At 24.4% G+C, this 18293-nt stretch carries 14 protein-coding genes; all 14 read left to right on the forward strand.

All coding sequences use genetic code 11. The annotated features are described in order from the left end of the window. The coding region (locus OM90_RS13230; protein ID WP_242860896.1) for a type III toxin-antitoxin system ToxN/AbiQ family toxin at positions 1–157 on the forward strand (157 nt) is incomplete at its 5' end. Positions 158–741: 584 nt separating this feature from the next. Continuing rightward, positions 742–1080, forward strand: coding sequence for a hypothetical protein (locus OM90_RS10470; protein WP_058486838.1), 339 nt, complete (start codon positions 742–744; stop codon positions 1078–1080). 16 nt (positions 1081–1096) lie between these two features. Then, positions 1097–2374: a PoNe immunity protein domain-containing protein gene (locus OM90_RS10475; RefSeq protein WP_242860895.1), complete on the forward strand. Its 1278-nt coding sequence runs from the start codon at positions 1097–1099 to the stop codon at positions 2372–2374. A 353-nt stretch (positions 2375–2727) separates the two neighbouring features. After that, on the forward strand, positions 2728–3591 hold the full coding sequence (locus OM90_RS10480) for a PoNe immunity protein domain-containing protein (protein ID WP_084758040.1): 864 nt from the start codon (positions 2728–2730) through the stop codon (positions 3589–3591). Positions 3592–4073: 482 nt separating this feature from the next. Further along, positions 4074–4775, forward strand: a complete 702-nt coding sequence (locus OM90_RS10485) for a hypothetical protein (protein WP_058486841.1) — start codon at positions 4074–4076, stop codon at positions 4773–4775. A gap of 448 nt (positions 4776–5223) precedes the next feature. Then, positions 5224–6633, forward strand: coding sequence for a sugar ABC transporter substrate-binding protein (locus OM90_RS10490; protein ID WP_058486842.1), 1410 nt, complete (start codon positions 5224–5226; stop codon positions 6631–6633). Between the two features lie 309 nt (positions 6634–6942). Beyond that, on the forward strand, positions 6943–7644 hold the full coding sequence (locus OM90_RS10495; protein WP_207643868.1) for a carbohydrate ABC transporter permease: 702 nt from the start codon (positions 6943–6945) through the stop codon (positions 7642–7644). A gap of 35 nt (positions 7645–7679) precedes the next feature. Beyond that, complete coding sequence (locus tag OM90_RS10500) at positions 7680–8528, forward strand: carbohydrate ABC transporter permease (protein WP_202813799.1); 849 nt, start codon at positions 7680–7682, stop codon at positions 8526–8528. Positions 8529–8559: 31 nt separating this feature from the next. Beyond that, positions 8560–9657 carry an ABC transporter ATP-binding protein gene (locus OM90_RS10505; protein WP_058486845.1) on the forward strand — a complete coding sequence of 366 codons (1098 nt, stop codon included), beginning with the start codon at positions 8560–8562 and terminating at the stop codon, positions 9655–9657. A gap of 624 nt (positions 9658–10281) precedes the next feature. Then, positions 10282–10503, forward strand: coding sequence for a hypothetical protein (locus OM90_RS10510; protein WP_058486846.1), 222 nt, complete (start codon positions 10282–10284; stop codon positions 10501–10503). Between the two features lie 868 nt (positions 10504–11371). Further along, entirely contained in the window at positions 11372–12232 is an 861-nt protein-coding gene (locus OM90_RS10515) for a DUF1266 domain-containing protein (protein ID WP_058486847.1), read from the forward strand. Between the two features lie 427 nt (positions 12233–12659). Continuing rightward, the gene (locus tag OM90_RS10520; protein ID WP_330381864.1) at positions 12660–13376 is read left to right on the forward strand and encodes an NAD-dependent protein deacylase; all 717 of its coding nucleotides are present in this window, start codon (positions 12660–12662) and stop codon (positions 13374–13376) included. Between the two features lie 43 nt (positions 13377–13419). Further along, entirely contained in the window at positions 13420–14634 is a 1215-nt protein-coding gene (locus tag OM90_RS10525) for a metallophosphoesterase family protein (RefSeq protein ID WP_058486849.1), read from the forward strand. Then, positions 14624–18157 (forward strand): AAA family ATPase, encoded by a 3534-nt coding sequence (locus tag OM90_RS10530; protein WP_058486850.1) that lies wholly within the window; start codon positions 14624–14626, stop codon positions 18155–18157. The genes OM90_RS10525 and OM90_RS10530 overlap by 11 nt, the downstream gene beginning before the upstream one ends. The last annotated feature ends 136 nt before the right edge of the window (positions 18158–18293 follow it).

An 18293-nucleotide genomic window follows, 5' to 3' on the forward strand; every position in this document is an offset into this window, starting at 1 on the left:
TTTAAAAAAAGCAGCTAAGCTTTATATAGCAATAACACAAAATAAAGCAAGAGATAGTTTAAAAAATAGGTGTTGTGATTTTAAAAAATTAGAAAAAGGATTAATAGAGTATTGCAAAATAAACAATATAATATTTAAGTCCAAAAGAATTATTTAGAAAATATAATGTAAATACTAAGAAGGTTTTAAATAATTTTTTTAAAAATTAAATTTAATTTAACAACAATTATTAAAGTTAAAATAAAATTATATATGATTTATTAATAAATTGCTAAAATTGTAAGATATATTCGATAAATCTTATAATTTTAGCAATTATTATTTTCATGATAATTATGTTTTTATATTTTATATTATCTTATTACTTATTTTTTATTTAACATTTTAATAGATATTTTTATATATATTTGTATATTGTATAAATTTAAGAAATATTAAGAAGTTAGGTAATACAACAAGTTAAAATAAAGAATACATATTAAAATTAGGATTTTAAAGCATTAAAATTTTTCTTTTTTATAAAAAATTTACATTTAAAAAATACAATATACAAAAATTTACTATAGTTGCTTTTAAATACTAAATAAGGTAAAATAATAAGATGAGGAGATAAAAAAGTTATTGAAAAAGGAGGAGTTTTATGGAATTATGTAGATAAATGAATATTATAATTTGGAATTTTAGAGAAATAAAATTAGATTATAATTTATTAAAGAAAAAATATAAGGAGGTATTAGAGATATGCAATCAAATGATGATAATCAAGCAAAAAAAGGAATTGATGGCATATATACAGATTCAAATCCTGACTCAGATAAAAAATATATTATTTCTGAAGCTAGATATTGGAGAGGTTATTTAAAGAAAACAAAAGATGGCTTACAAATGTCAGATAATTGGATATTTAGTAAAGACCGAATTTTAAAAGCTGCAAATGGAGATAAGGAGTTGGCAGATGATATCTTGGATGCATTAGAAAATGGTCAAGTTGAAAAAACATTATCCATGGCATATGTAGGTAAAAATATAAAGGTTTATAAACTGAATAGAGAAGCTAAAGTTGTTGGAATTTGGCCATGATATACAGGAGGGATAAATGATGTTAAGGGATAAGTTTAAAACATTGGAATATTTTATAGAGGAAATAGCTAGTGCAAATAAATTTATAAATAAAAGAAAAAATAAAATAATGCTCCTAAAAGAAGATATAAAAAATGGCATACATAGATACCCAAGAGATAATGAAAGTATTATTCGTGCAGCATATAAAACTAGTGCTATGTATGAAATGAAAAAAATACGTGCGGTATATTCAGCAGGTATCCCCATAGAAGATGTAAATGAAGATTTTGAATATACAATATTTTGTATAGAAAATTATATTGAAGATGAATATTTTATGGCAAATTATAGTGAAGATGAATATTTATATGTACTTTGGTTGATATCTTTAGGAATATTATTAGAAACTGATAAAAACAATATAATGAGATTGGCTGATATAGTAAAAAAATGGAACATTGAAGATTTTGTAATAGATTATTTATTATGTGCAAGTGATATAGGATGGGAAAGACTTTCAAATGTTTATTATAAAAAATATCCCTATTCAAAAGTAAAGAGAATTATAGAACTTGCACAGAATGATAAAAATGAAGCATCTAAAAAAATGAAGCAGTATATGGAAGAAGAATGGTTTGAATGTCATTATGATTGTGAATGGAGAAATGCTCATAATGAACCAGGATATGTAGGTTTTTGGAGTTTTGAAACAGCAGCCATAGCAAAAATATTAGAACTTGATGATACAAGTCTAAAAGAAAATAACTATTATCCATATGATTTAGCACATTATAAAAATACCATGAAATTTAAACATATTAACTTAGATGATTATAAATTTGATGATAATAAAGAAATAGAAGATGAAAACATAAAAGAAGGAATAGAACATAATCCTTCATTAGAAGAGGTTATTCCAAAAAAATGGCATGCATTTGTAGATGAATTAATAAAAGATTATCAAAGTTTAGATGATGATACTTTTTATGCAAAATATAAAGAAGAGTTAGAGTTAGATCAGCTATGGTTTTTTATTGATGAATATAAAGAAGAAAATAAAGAAAAAAATCTTTTAGGAACTTTAATTGTCTTTGCAATGGTAAAAAAAGGTTATATCATGCAATTAGATTGGAAAGATAACCTAGGAGAATATTATTTAAATATGAAAAATTATTGGGGTAACGAAAAAATAAAATTAGTAGAATTTGAATTAGATAATGACCAATGTTATTACGCATTTATTCCAAAAGTTACAAATATTAAAAATATATACGAAGTTAATATTAATAATCTAATTGAAGATCTAGAATAAAATGACAAAAATTAATATTTAATGTTTATAAAATAATAATAAGAATAGTTTAATAAAATTAGTACTTATATAAAACTCCTTTCTAACATTAATTATAAGCAATAATAAAATAAGAAAGGAGTTTTTTTTATGTCTAAATATTTAAAACTATTTAAAGTGATTTATAAAAATCAAATTATATATGGAATATTCGTAACAAAAGAAAATAATCAACCATTAACTACATAATTACTACTAAATCTACTAAAGTTGCTTTAATAATCCAAATAAGTTAAAATAATAACTGTAGTAAATTTTAAAAATCAGAAAAAATTATTAGCAATTAAAATAAAACTATAACATAGGAGGAGCAAATGATGTTACGAGATAATCTAAAAACATTAGAATATTTCGAAAAAAAGATAACTCTCATAAATCAATTTATACAAGAAATGAAAGATGAAATAATCTTTCTAAAAAAAGAAATAAAGAATGGAATAAAGAGATATCCAAAAGATAATGAAAATATTATTCGTGAAACGTATCAAGATAGTACTATGTATGAAATGAGAAAGATACGTGCAATGTATTCTGCAGGAATGTCAATAGAAAATTTAATCGAAGATTTCGAATATACAATATTTTGTATGGAAAATTATGTTGAGATTAAGGATTATGCTAAAGAAGAATATTTATATATACTTTGGATGATATCTTTAGGGATATTACTAGAAACTGATAAAGAAAATATGGAGAGGTTAGCTAATATAGTAGAAATCAGAGGTTTTGAAGATTTTGTAATAGATTATTTATTATGTGCAAGTGATATAGGATGGAAAAGGCTTTCAAATATTTATTATAAAGAGTCTCCTTATTCAAAAGTGAAAGAAATTATAGAAGTGGCACAACAAGATAAAAATGAAGCATCTAAAATAATGAAACAATATATGGAAAATGAATGGCTTAGAGGTCATTATGATTGTGGATGGAGAAACGCACATAAAAGTTATGGATATGTAGGGCTTTGGAGTTTTGAAACAGCAGCTATAGCAAAAATATTAGAACTTAATGATACAGACCTAAAAGAAAATAATCATTATCCATATGATTTGGCACACTACAAAAATACAATGAAGTTTAAACATATTAATCTAGATGATTATAAATGTAATAATAAAAAAATAGAAAATAATCCATCATTAGAAAAAATCATTACAAAAAGTAGAATACATTTGTAAAAATATATGTCTAAAATTATTTAAATAAATAAAAAAATACAAAACTACTTTATATTAATATTTTTAAAATTGTTATAGGAATGCAAAATATTGAATTTAAATTATATTATTAATTATTATAATAAAGATTATATTTTAATAGTTATATATATTTAGGAGATGTATGTATTGTAATATTAATTAAACTGAGATATCATAAGAGTAATATTGAATCTTATATAAATTTAGACCATTTTAATAAAAAATGGTGATGATTTAGTTGAAATATACAATTAATTTTTATAACATTTATATATGCAGAATATAAAACTTTAGTATATGTTACTTAAATAAAAATTTCTAATATTTTATTAATAAAGTTTCTTCATAAAATTACTATTCGAGCTTAATGAAAGTAGGGATAAAAAGATTTATAATATATTTTAATCTTAATAAATATCAATATTAAAAATATATTAATTTATCATTAAAGAGGTGGTATTATGGGTAGGACTTTGTTATCCATAGATTGGGACTTCTTTATTTATACGAAAAAAGAAAATTGGGGTTCTTATATTGAGAATAATGAAACTACTATTAAATTATGGTACAAGCGATATATATTGTCGAAAGCTCAAGGAATAAATATTCAAAACTTTTTTAAACTTTCTTCTGAAATAAATACATTCTGGGAAAAGCTCAAAAAGTATTTCTTGTTTACTAAAGATACTAAAGTTTATGTTTCAGATTCTCATGTTCTATCCTATGATATTGCAATAAATAATGGATGCAATATAGTATACCTCTTTGATGCTCATTCTGATTTAGGCTATGGAGGACTTTCGTCTTTAAATTTTGAAGTTAATTGTGCTAATTGGCTAGGTAAACTTTTAAAAAATAAAAAAATAAGTCAAGCTCATATTATTTATAGCCCATATACAATTGAAAAACCAGAGTATTTTAGAGAGATTAACAATGCTTTTAATATTCATTATTTAAGTTTAAGCCAATTAGATAAAGATATTAAAGTTTATGCAATTCATATATGTAGATCAGGAGCATGGACTCCTCCTTGGTTTGATGAAAAATTCATGAAATTTGTTAGTGATCTAGGGATTCCATTTAAAATAATAGATTGCCCTGTTAGAAAATGGAATACAGAAAATATGACTTTTTCAGACCAAATAGATTATTTACTTGCGTAATTAGAATTAACATTATTAGATTTTAATATATAACAAGAACCATAAGTAAAGATAATGGTTCTTTTATTTTATATTTTTGGAAAAATTATTATTATTTACTATAGAAAGTATTCGGTTTATTTAAAAGTTGTAATAGGAACTTTTACTAAACTTTAAAAATATTAAACTTATTTTAAATGTTGATTTTAGTGGTAAAAAGAGGATTTTAGGATAAGTTGACAAGTTGTTATAAATGAGTAAAATAACATAGTAGTAAAATTTCTAGTTTAGATTTAAATCCCGTAAGAAAGATTTTTCTTTATTTTTTATTGTAGACATATTTACTCAACCTATATTATTTAAAGAAGGAGAGTGAGTATGAATGATTATGAAGTGATTAAAAATTAATAAAATTTGCTCTATATTCTATATATTATAAAGAAAAATTTTTCAAAAGGGGGTAACATAGATGAAAAAATTTATTAAACAACTTATATTTTTAATGATAATAACTACTTTAAGTCTGACTGCTTGTAAGAAAAATGAAGATAAAAATGCAGACTCTACATCAGCATCCGGTATGGAAGAAATTGTTTTTGAAGTAGAATCCTATGGTTCTCCTGCTGATTCAACAAGAGTTTCAAATTTACAAGAAGCTGCTGACGAATTAAATAAAATCCTTGAAGAAAAAGGAGATAATAGAAGAATCAAAGTAAATGCAAGCCATGTTTCGTCTGGTTATGACGAATATAATCAAAAGTTTATATTTGCTCATAAGTCTGGTCAAGGTGCAGATATTAGAACTATTAGTCATGCAGATATAGCTATGATGGCTGAAGGAGAATATATACTTGATCTGGATGATTATGTAAATAATTCTGAATGGAGTGAATATGTAAAAGATATTTATCCTAATCTTTGGGATGCAACTAAATGGGGGACAAAAATATATGGAATTCCACAAGATACTGAAGCAAGACCTGTATTTTTTAGAAAAGATATACTTAGAGAATTAGGATGGTCAGAAGATGAGATTTCATCTCTTCCAGAAAGAATAAAAAATGGAGAATTTACTCTAGATGATATGACAAATCTTGCTAAAGAAGCAGTGGATAAAGGAGTAGCTAAGTTTGGAATATATCATAGACCTAATAATGGAGCATTTTTTGTTTCTATGATTTATAATTTTGGCGGGAAATTATTTAATGAGGAGAATGGAAAATTAGTTTTTGATAGACAAGCAATAAAGGACACATTAAATTATTTTTATGATATTTCGCAAGTTGAAAAAGTTGTACCAGATGGTATGACTTCTATGGAATGGAGACAAATTCATCAAGATTGGGTTGAAGGAAATGTTCTATTTTGGTATGGTGGAACATGGCATTGGGCAGAATATCAGGAAGTAGAATATCATAGTGAACTTGGGAAGTTAAGTGAAGATTATATGTTTGAAAATATTGGATATGCCCTTATTCCGGCTGCATCTAAGGAAGGTAATCCTGTTACTCTTTCACAGCCTTATGTTTATGTTATCAATTCCAATACTAAATATCCAGATTTAGCTTTTGCATTAGTGGCTATTGCTTCACAACCTAATTACAATGTTAAACATGCCATAGGGTCAGGCCATTTAGTAATAAGTTCTACAGCAGCAGAAGACTCTACATATAAAGAAAATAAATTTTTAAGTGATGTACAGTATATGCTAGATTATACAACCATACAACCTAACCATCCTGAAATGAGTAAATTAACTAGTGCTTTATTTAAAGCTATTCAAGGTGTAGAAATGGGAGAATACAATCCTGATCAAGCTATAGAATGGTTAGAAGAACAAGTTAAAAATGATATTGAAGATATTGAATTTATTAATTAACATAATTACGTATAAATTCATGGGGGATTACCCCCATTAATTTAATTAGAAAGGAGATGGATTATTATAGAAAATATTAAGAAATATTCAAAAAAAGAAAATAAAATGAATAATTCAAAAAAATCGTTCTTTGTAGCACTTCCATTTATTGCACCTTTTTTACTTCTCATCTTATTTTTTTATTTTGTGCCTGTAGTGTTAACTTTTATAATGTCATTTACTGATATGGATTTCTCTTTACGGTGGAATTTTGTTGGCATTGATAATTATGTAAAACTTTTTCGGGATCAAAATATTGGTATTGTGTTTATGAACACAATAAAATATGTATTCTTTACATTAATTATAAATGTTGGATTTGGTTTTTTATTAGCAGTTATTACGACTTATTTTATAAAAAATGAAAATAAAGGATTGCTGTTTAAAACTATTTGGATGTTTCCACGTATGACTCCTGCAGTAATTTATGCTTTGCTTTGGCTTTGGTTTTTAGACCCTACTGAATCTGGCATGTTAAATATGTTATCAAATAAGTTATTCAACCTACCTTCTCAAAATTGGATTTTAAACCATCCTATGACAGTTATAGTTATTGCTAATGGAATGATAGGAGCTTCTTTAGGGATGGTAGTCTTTTCTTCAGCTATTAAATCAATTCCAAAAACCTATTTCCAAGTAGCTAGTGTTGATGGAGCTTCTGATTGGGGAATAATTAGGTATGTTATAATACCATTTTTAAAATGGCCTTTAATGTTTATGACAATATGGCAGACTCTTTCACTTATTACATCTTATGAATATATTCTTTTAATAACCGATGGTGGTCCACTTAATAGAAGTGAAGTATGGTCACTTTATTCATATCACAAGGCTTTTAAAAATTATGAATTTGGATATGGTGCTGCTATATCAATGGTATTGGTTATAATAGCAGTAATAATAGCAATTATTATGTTGAAATTATTTGGTTATGATGCAATGATGAATAAAAATAAGATTAAAAAGGAGTAAAAATAAAAAGAAAAGATTTGTAAGGGGGATTTATATTGAAGCATAGATTAATGCCTTTTATATCGAAAGCTTTAATATATATTTTCTTGATATTAACAACATTACCTATAATTATAGCATATTTATGGCTTTTTACGAGTTCCTTTTCTAAGCAAGTTACTTTTGGTATTATTCCCAAAAATTTCACAATTACTAATTGGAGATTTTTATGGGATGAGATTAAATTAGGATTAACTGTATTTGAAAGTATTTGGCCAATTACATTTAACAGTATATTATTAGCAGGTAGTGTTACTATTCTTGAAGTTATAATTAGTCTGATGGCAGGTTTTGCTCTTTCTCGATTAGATTTTTGGGGAAAAGATTTTATCATGAAGTGTACTATAATACTTCATGCTTTTCCTGGAGTGGCTCTTTTAATAGCTTTGTATTACGTTTTAAATTTTGCTTCTTTAATAGACAGTATTATAGGGGTTGTTTTAGTTAAAGTAGCTTTAGAATTGCCTATGGCAACTTGGATGATAAAAGGTTTTTTTGATGAAATTCCATGGGATATAGAATGGGCAGCATATATAGACGGATGTACAAAGTTTCAAGCATGGTATAAGATTATACTGCCTCACATAAAGCCCGGAATTGCTGCAGTTGCAATATTTGCTTTTCTTGCAGGATGGTCTGAATTTATCTATTCATATATCTTTTTATTTAGTAGTAAAAATTATACTCTTTCTGTTTTCATAAAAAATTTAATTGGAGATTTTAGATTTCTAGATTATGGATTGCTTTCAGCAGCAGGATTGTTTTATTTAATACCTGTAATAGTATTTTTCCTCATTTCTCAAAAATCATTAATGAAAGTTCAATTTGGAGGTATAAAGGGATGATGTGAAAATCAACTATCGGGGAGGTTGAAAAATGGAAGTAAGGATTAAAAATTTGACTAAGAGATTTAGAAATTTTGTTGCTGTAAACAACTTGAATTTAAGTATAAAGGACGGGGAATTTGTAGCTTTACTTGGACCATCAGGTTGTGGGAAAACAACTACTTTATTGATGCTTGCTGGTATTTACAAACCAGATGAAGGAGAGATTATTTTTGGGGATCAAGTCGTAAATGATATTCCTTCAAAAGATAGAAATATCGGAATCTGTTTCCAAAATTACGCCTTATATCCTTATATGACTATTGCACAAAATATAGCATTTCCTCTTAAGTTAAGAAAAATCGATAAGAAAATAATTGATAATAAAGTTAAGGAAATAGCAAGTAGTTTCCATGTAGATTCTTTATTAAGTAGATTTCCTAATCAAATTTCCGGTGGACAACAGCAGAGAGTTGCACTAGCTAGAGCTCTTGTTAAAGAACCAAAAATATTACTGTTGGATGAACCACTTTCAAATTTAGATTCACGTCTTAGAATTTCCATGAGAGCAGAAATAAAAAAGATTCAAAAAGATTTAGGTATAACAACAGTTTTTGTAACTCACGACCAAACAGAAGCTCTTTCTATGTGTGATAAAATTGCAGTTATGAATAAAGGAGTATTACAGGATTTTGGAACTCCAGAAGAGCTTTATAACATGCCTAAAAACCTTTTTATTGCTAAATTTATAGGCAATCCACCTATGAATTTTATGGATGTTGTGTATATTCGTGAGAATGGAAAAGTTATATTAAAAGAAGAGACTTTCCAAATTCAATTACCTGAGGAAATTTATAAAAAATTTGAAGAAAAACAAAATGGCAAAGAATTAATTTTAGGCATACGACCAGAAAATATGAAACTTACTAGCCAAGAGGAAAATACTATAAAAGGTGAGATATATGTTGTTGAACCACTAGGTAGGGACAAGCTGGTGAATGTTAAAATAGGAAATGATAAAATTATTAAAATAATTGCTTCCCAAGATTATAAAGGAAATATGGGAGATAAGGTATTTATAGAATTAGATTTAGATAACATCCATCTTTTCGATAAAGAAAATGAGAAATCTCTTAGAATTAACATTTAAAAAATTAGTTAATTTATATTTTTTAATGTTAAAAGAAGAAAAAGAATAAAATAAATCAATGATAAAATATTAAATAATAATTATTAAAAAGAACCATAAGCCCAAAAAGCTTGTGGTTCTTTTTTTAAAATTTACTAAAGTTGACTTTATAAGATAAATTATGTAAAACAATGATAATATATACATATTAAAAAAATACTCAACGAATTATCAATTATTATATCAGTTATGTTGTTAAAAAAGAAGGAGGTGGAATAATGAAAAAATTTATAGGAATTATAATTCTAGCATTTTTATTGATTTTTATTCCTTTGACTTTAATTAGTTGTGGGAAAAGAAAAGAGAAAGAAATAATTTTAAATTATTGAAGACAATTAATAAAAATCTATAAATAAAATTAGATAAATTGTAAAATAAATAGGATAAGAAAATATAAGAAAAAATAAATCAAAAAGGAAAATCTCCATTATGAGACTTTTTACCTATTTTTTAACATATTTTTTTATGATAAGATATTTCTTGTGTAAAATCAAATTATTAAATCAATGTATTGATAGAATTAAAAAGTTAGATATATTATTAAAAGTTTAAAATTAATTTTTATACTTACTAATAGAATATTTAATGAAAAGTACAAGTATATTTTCAGGGAGTAAAGATAATACGGATAGAAATCTTACGGATACCATTCATTGGTTTAATGTAACATATGCCATTTTAATGGAAAAGAATAATAGAAATTATAATTTAGTTGGTGGTATAAATCCTGATGATGTTTTTAGTCTTATAGTAGTGAAAGCTTCTCTTGAATATAAGTGGGATATTGTTGATAAAACTATGTTTTAAAAACATTTAAATAGTTGATATATGAAGGGAGGAGTAAAGAATATTTATTTAGATATATGAATATAATGTTTTATTAGATTTTATAAGAGAAAAAATTATATAGATAAAAGAAGCTTCTTTTAATTCTGAATCAGAAAGAGATGAACGTATTATTAGATAAAATTAATAAAAAATAAAATAAGATGGGTCTTATTCCACTGGTTAGAATCACCGATTAGTTAAAAAATGGTAATAGTTTTTATTTTAGATAATTTCGGGGATTTTTCAATAAATGTAATAAATAAAAAATAATAAATATTATTAAAATTTTATAATACATATTAAATTTTGGCTCTTTGTCAATAGTTGGGGTGGAATTATTTGAAATCCTGCTCCATTATTGATTTTGAGCTTATTTTAATGTAGTAATCCAATTAAAACTTAAATTTTATTATTAAATCTCCCGGTTGGATAGAACCATTATTTTATCAGTATAAATAACTTTGTAGAAAAATAGAGACGAAAAATAATTTGAGTAAAATATAATTAAATAAAATAATTTTTTGAAATTTACTAAAGTTAATTTTATAATATAAATTATGTAAAATAATGACAATATAGATATATTAAAAAAGAATAAAATAAAAAATACTCAACAAATTATAAATTTTTATATATTAGTTATATTATTAAAAAAGAAGGAGGTGAAATAATGAAAAATTCATGGTAATTATAATTTTAACATTATTGTTTTTTATTTCTTTGACTTTAGTTAAAGAAAAATTTCCATTATGAGATTTTTTAATTGTTTTTAGTATATTTTTTAAGATGTTTTGAGTAAAATAGAACAAATTAATAAATTATATTAATAGAAAAGGATAGATATATTATGAAAAAATTCAAATTAATTTCTATATTTATAATTTTATTTTTATTAACAGGATGTTCAAGCAAAAACATAAATGTATTTTCAGATAATACAGATAATACATATAATACATATAATACGGATAATAAAGATAATAAAGATAATAAAGATAATAAAGATAATACGGATAATACAGATAATACAGATAATAATCTTCCAGATACTGTTCGTTGGTTTAATGCAACTTATGCTATTTTGACGGAAATGAATAATTGTGATTATAATTTAGTTGGTGGTATAAGTCCTGATGATACTTTTGCTGTTCTATCAATGCATGCTTCTCTTAAAGAGTACTGGGATATTGTTGATAAAGCCACGCTTGATGAACAACTTAAATGGTTGATAGATGAAGGAGGACATAATAAGTATTTATTAGAAGAATATAAATATAATGAGTTATCAGATTTTACAAGAGAAGAACTTATATATGTATTATCTGACGAATCATTTACTGATGAAGATAGAGCTTATTATCTAGCAACATATGATGCAGTGGAAAAGTATGGGGAAAATGCTATTGTAGCTTGGGACTTATGCCGAGCTATGTATTTAGCTGCTATTTCTTATGTCTGTGGATATTATACTTATGAAGAAGCAATGGATATTAGTTTAGAAATTGCCACTAAATTGCAAAGTACCTATACATCTTGGGATGATATGGTAAATAGTTATTTATATGGGTTCCAATTTTGGGCAAAAGAAGATCCTTTTAACCCTGAATCAGAAAGTTATGAACGTATCATTATATATAATGAATTAAAAGAAAAACAAGATGGTCCTTATTCCATTGATTGGAACCATAAATTAATCAAAGAATGGTAATATATTTTATTTATGATAATTTTGCGGATTTTAAAATAAATGTGATTAATAAAAAAACAAAAAATATTGAAAAAGCTATATAATACATATTAAATTCTAAGACTTATTCCAATTCAATTAATTAAAAGGAATAGGTCTTTTATATTGTAAAATTTTTTAAAAATTTTATAAATTAATTTTTAGAATTAAGATATTGTGATTTTTTTATAAGTTTGTAAAATTTTTGTAAAACTAATATAATTAAAATTTTATTAATGTAAGGGCTGCTTGTTATATAAAAAAATATATAGTAAAATAAAAACAAAGTATATTATTTAATAAATATAAAATAATGGAAGTAATTAAATTAACATAATTAGAATTATTTATGGCTTGGGGGTTTTTCTCAAGCTATTTATATAATTTTTATATTTAGGGAGATGGTATTTTGGAACAATTAAAAAATATTATCAACGAAAGTAATAATATAGTTTTTTTAGGAGGAGCAGGAGTTTCAACAGAAAGCAATATTCCAGATTTTAGAAGTTCGCAAGGATTATATAGTGGAAAAGAACAATATCCACCAGAAGTTATATTAAGCCATTCTTTTTTTATTGAACACACTGATTTATTTTATGATTTTTACAAGAAAAAGATGATATATAAAGATGCTAAACCAAATAATGCTCATATAGCTCTTGCAAAGTTAGAGGAAATGGGAAAATTAAAAGCAGTTATTACTCAAAATATTGATGGACTTCATCAATTAGCAGGAAGTAAAAATGTATTAGAACTTCATGGTTCTATACATAGAAATTATTGTATGAAATGTGGTAAGTTTTATTCTTTGGAAGATATTTTAAATGACAATGAAAAAGTCCCTACTTGTAAAGAATGTGGAGGAATTATTAAGCCAGATGTAGTTTTATATGAAGAAGCTTTGAATTCTGAAATACTCCAAAAATCTATTGAGTATATTGCTAATGCAGATGTTTTTATTGTAGGAGGAACATCTTTAGTTGTATATCCTGCAGCAGGACTTATAAATTATTATAAAGGGAACAAATTAATTCTTATTAATAAATCTTCCACTCCTTTTGATAATATAGCAAATTATGTTATTAATGAAAGTATAGGAGATGTATTAAAAAAATTGATATTATAATTAAAATATAGATTAGTTATCTTTATAATTAGGGGCTGATAATATGAGAATACTGCATACATCAGATTGGCATTTAGGAAAAAATTTAGAGGGATATAGTAGATTAGATGAACAGGAACAGTTTATAGAAGAATTAATAGAAATTACAAACAGAAAAAATGTAGAAATGATTATTATTGCTGGAGATGTATATGATACAGCCAATCCTCCTGCAAAAGCTGAAAAACTTTTTTATTATGCACTTAAAGAATTATCTAATGGTGGGAAACGACCTGTGCTTGTGATAGCAGGCAATCATGATAATCCGGATAGATTAGTCGCTGCTAGTCCTTTAGCTTATGATCATGGAATTATTTTATTAGGAACTCCTAAAAGTGTTGCTAAAATAGGAGATTATAAGAATTATCGTATTGTTGATGCAGGAGAAGGTTATATAGAAATACAGATAAAAAAAGAAAAAATAGTTATTTTAACCATTCCTTATCCTAGTGAAAAAAGATTAAATGAGATTATAAGTATTGATATGGAAGAAACTAAAATGCAGAGGAATTTTTCTAAGAAAATAGAGATATTATTAAATAAACTATCGTCTAAATATAGAGAAGATACTATTAATGTTGCAGTAGGTCATTTTTATATGATGGGAGGCGAAGAAACAGATTCAGAGAGGCAAATTCAGCTAGGAGGAAGTTTTGCTATAGACCCTTTAGTATTACCTAAAAAAGCTCAATATGTAGCTTTAGGTCATTTACATAGACCTCAAAAAGTAAAAAAAACAGAAGTTAAAGCTTATTATTCCGGTTCTCCAATTCAATATAGTAAAAGTGAGATATCATATTCAAAATGTGTATACATAGTAGATGTTTGTGCGGGAGAAGAAGCTAAGATAGAAGAAGTTTATCTTAAAAATTATAAACCTATAGAAGTTTGGAAATGTGAAAGTATTGAAGATGCTATTAATAAATGTAGAGAAAATAGTGATAGAAATGTATGGGTTTACTTAGAAATTAAAACTGACAGAGTACTTCTTCAATCAGAGATTAAAGAAATGAGAAAATTAAAATCTGATATAGTCCAAATAATCCCAATAATAAAAGAGCAAGAAGAAGAAAAAGAAACAGAAACAATGAAAGAAAAAAGATTAGATGAATTATTTAAAGAATTTTATATTCAACAAAGAGGTGTAGAACCAACTGAAGAAATGATAGAAATATTTCTTTCTTTGATGAATGAAGGTGAGAATAAATATGAGGCCTAGATTACTTAAAATAAAAGGATTAAATAGTTTTATAGAAGAACAAGTAATAGATTTTACTAAATTAACTGAAAGAGGTTTGTTTGGGATTTTTGGGCCGACAGGAAGTGGGAAATCAACAATTTTAGATGCTATAACTTTGGCTTTATATGGAGAAATTGCAAGAAATACAAAAGAATTTATAAATTCAGAAGTAGACCTTTTAAATATATTATATGAATTTTCTATAAGAGATGGGAAAGATATTAAAATATATGTTGTTGAGAGAAGTTTTAAAAAAGACGATGAAGGAATAAGAAAATCAAAAAGTGCTAGATTTTATATAAAAAATAAAGAAAATAATATAGAAATTATAGCAGAAGGAATTACAAATGTAACAAGAAAGGTAGAAAAAATATTAGGACTTAATGCAGAAGATTTTACTCGTTCTGTAGTATTGCCCCAAGGGAAATTTAATGAATTTTTAAAATTAACCGGAAGCGATAGACGAAATATGTTAGAAAGAATATTTGGGTTAGAAAAATACGGAAAAGAATTAATAGAAAAAATAAAAATAGCTAAAAATGAAAAAAGACAAAATATTACAAACATAGAATCTCAATTAACAATATATGGAGATTTAACAGAAGAAAAATATAAAAATGAAAAAAATTCTTTTGAAATATTAAAAAAAGAAGAGGAAAAATTAAAAAAAGAACTAGAAGAGATAAACAATAAATATGAAAAATACAAACTTATTTGGGAATTACAAGGAGAATTAGAATTTTATGAAATTAAAAATAAAGAATTAGAAAATAAATTAGATGAATATACTCATAAAAAACAAATTTTAAAGAATGCAGAAAAAGCTCAAATGATAAAACCTTTAATTGATGAGATTGAAGAAATAAAAATAAAGAAAAAAGAAAATGAAAAACAATTAGATATATTAAATAAAAAGTTAGAAGAGATTAAAAAAGAAATAGATACATTAGAAATTAAATATTCAGAAATTATTGAAAGAAGAAATACGGAATATCCTTTATTATTACAAAAGGAAGCAAATTTATCTCAAGCTTTAAAAATGTTGGAAGAAAAAAAAGGGTTAGAGCAAGAAAGAGAAAAGCTTAGAAAATCATATAGTAAGAATAAAAATACAATAGAAAAATTTCTAGTAAAAGATCAAGAATATTCAAAACAAATAAAAGAATTAGAAACAAATATAAATAAAATAGAACAAAGAAAACAAGAAATTTCTATTGACCCTTTTGTTAGAGAAGAATTGCAAAAAGGATATGAAATAGAAAGAGAATATATAAAATTAGAGCAGAATAAAAAAGAATTAGAAGAAAAATTGAAAAAATTAGAAAAAGAAATATTAAGCACACAAGAAAAATATGAATTAATTGTAAAAGAAAATGAAGAAAAAAGAAAAATTTATTCAGATATAGATGAGAAATTAAAAAATTTGAAAAAAAATTCCCCAGGAAATAATGAAATAATATTTGAAAAACATAAAATAATAGAAGAGGAAAAAAGTAAATATATTCGTTTAAATGAAGAAATAGATAAGAAAAAGGAAATAGAAAAAAATCTTAAAGAAATTCTTGTAAAAATAAAAGAAAAAGAAGAATTAAAACAAAATTTGTATAAGAAAAAAGAAGATTTAAATAAAAAAATAGAAGAATTAGAGAAGTCTATAGAAAATATGAGAAGACAAAATATGGCAGCAATATTAGCTAAGGATTTAAAAGAAGGAGAAAAGTGCCCAGTTTGTGGTTCTATTTATCATGGGCAAGTTTATTTTAATTTAAATGAAGAAAAGTATAATAATATGTTAGAGGAAGAAAAGTTTTTATTAAATGAATTTAAAAAATCAGAAGAAGAATTTAATAAAATTTCTATAGAATATGAAGGATTATGTAAAGAAGCAAATAAATTAAAAATAGAGATAAATAATATTAATTTGCGTATAGGAGAACAAAATATAGAAGACATTAAAAATAAAATAATTTCTGAAGAAAAAGAATTACAAAAACTTCAAATTAAAATAAAAAATTGGGAAGAAAATATTCAAGTAATGGACCAAAAAATTCAAAAGTTAAAAGATGAAATAAATAAACTTGAAAAAGAGGAAGCTATATTAAATGAAAGATTATTAAAAGATAAATCTCAATATAATGATATAATTAAACAGCATAAAGAAATAGAAATTAAATTAAGTAATATTTATAATGAATATATTCAGATTAAAAATAAATATAGTTTAAATAAAATAGAAGATAAAATAAATCAATTTAAAAAATGGGACAAGATAAGGATTAATTTAGATAAAGAAGAAAAAAATACTAGAGAGATTATAAAAATGAAAGAAAAAGAAAAGGAAGAAAACTCTAAAAAAATTGCAGAATTAGAACAAAAAAATGCTCAAATTAAACAGAGTGGATTAGAGAAAAAAGAAATTATAGAAAAATATAATGAACAAATTAGTAAATTATCAGAAAATAAAAATCCTTCAACGTATATAAAAGAAGTAAAAGAACAAATAAAAAAATTAGTAGAAATGGAAGAAAAGTTGAAAAATGCTTTAGAAGATATGAAAAATAAAAAACAAAATATAGACCAACAAAATATAAAAACAAAAACTTATAACAATACTCTTAATCAACTTGATACAGAAAAACAAAATAAACTAAGTATTTTATTAAATGAATATAATTTTAAAGATCGTAATGAAGTTCTTAATGCTTGGATGTCAAAAGAAGAAAAAGAAAAATTAGAAATAAATATACAAGAATTTGAAAAAAACTTAAATGAAGTTAAAAATAATTTGATTAGAATTAAATCAAAATTAAAAGGAGATAGCATATCTAAAGAAGATTGGGAAAAGATAAATAAAGAAAAAAGAGAAAAAACTCTTGCTCTAGAAAATAAATCTAAGTTTATAGCTGTCATGGAAGAAAAATTAAGAATTATGAAAAATAATTTAGATATAGTTATAAAATTAAATAAGAAAAGGGAAATAGTAGAACATGAATTTAGTCTTTTAGATGATTTACATAAATTAGTACAGGGGAATAAATTTGTAGAATTTATAGCTTCTAGTCGTTTAAAGTATATTGCAAGAGAAGCCTCAAAAACTTTAAAAGAAATTACTAGAGGAAGATATGCACTAGAAGTAGATGGAACTGGGAATTTTATTATGAGAGATGACTTTAATGGAGGAATAAGACGTTCTTGTAGTACTTTATCAGGAGGAGAAACGTTTCTTACATCTTTGTCACTAGCTTTAGCACTTTCATCTCAAATTCAATTGAATAATACATCTCCTTTAGAGTTTTTCTTCTTAGATGAAGGATTTGGCACTCTTGATAACAATCTTTTAGATGTTGTAATGAATGCTTTAGAAAAACTTAATTCTCAACAACTTTGTGTTGGAATTATAAGTCATGTGGAAGAGTTAAAAAATAGAATTCCAGTTAAACTTATTGTAGAGCCAGCTTATCACAGTTTAGAAGGGAGTAAAGTAAGAATAGAATATAGTTAATAAAAATAGCATCCATTTTATGATGCTATTTTTATAATAAAAAAGATTTATTTCTAAATTGCAATATTAAATGCAACACTTATGTTTAGTAGAAATCATGCTTGATTTTAGGTGTTAAAGTATAAAATTAGCCTTA

The sequence above is a fragment of the Defluviitalea phaphyphila genome, from assembly GCF_001466305.1.
In the GTDB taxonomy this organism is placed as follows: domain Bacteria; phylum Bacillota; class Clostridia; order Lachnospirales; family Defluviitaleaceae; genus Defluviitalea_A; species Defluviitalea_A phaphyphila.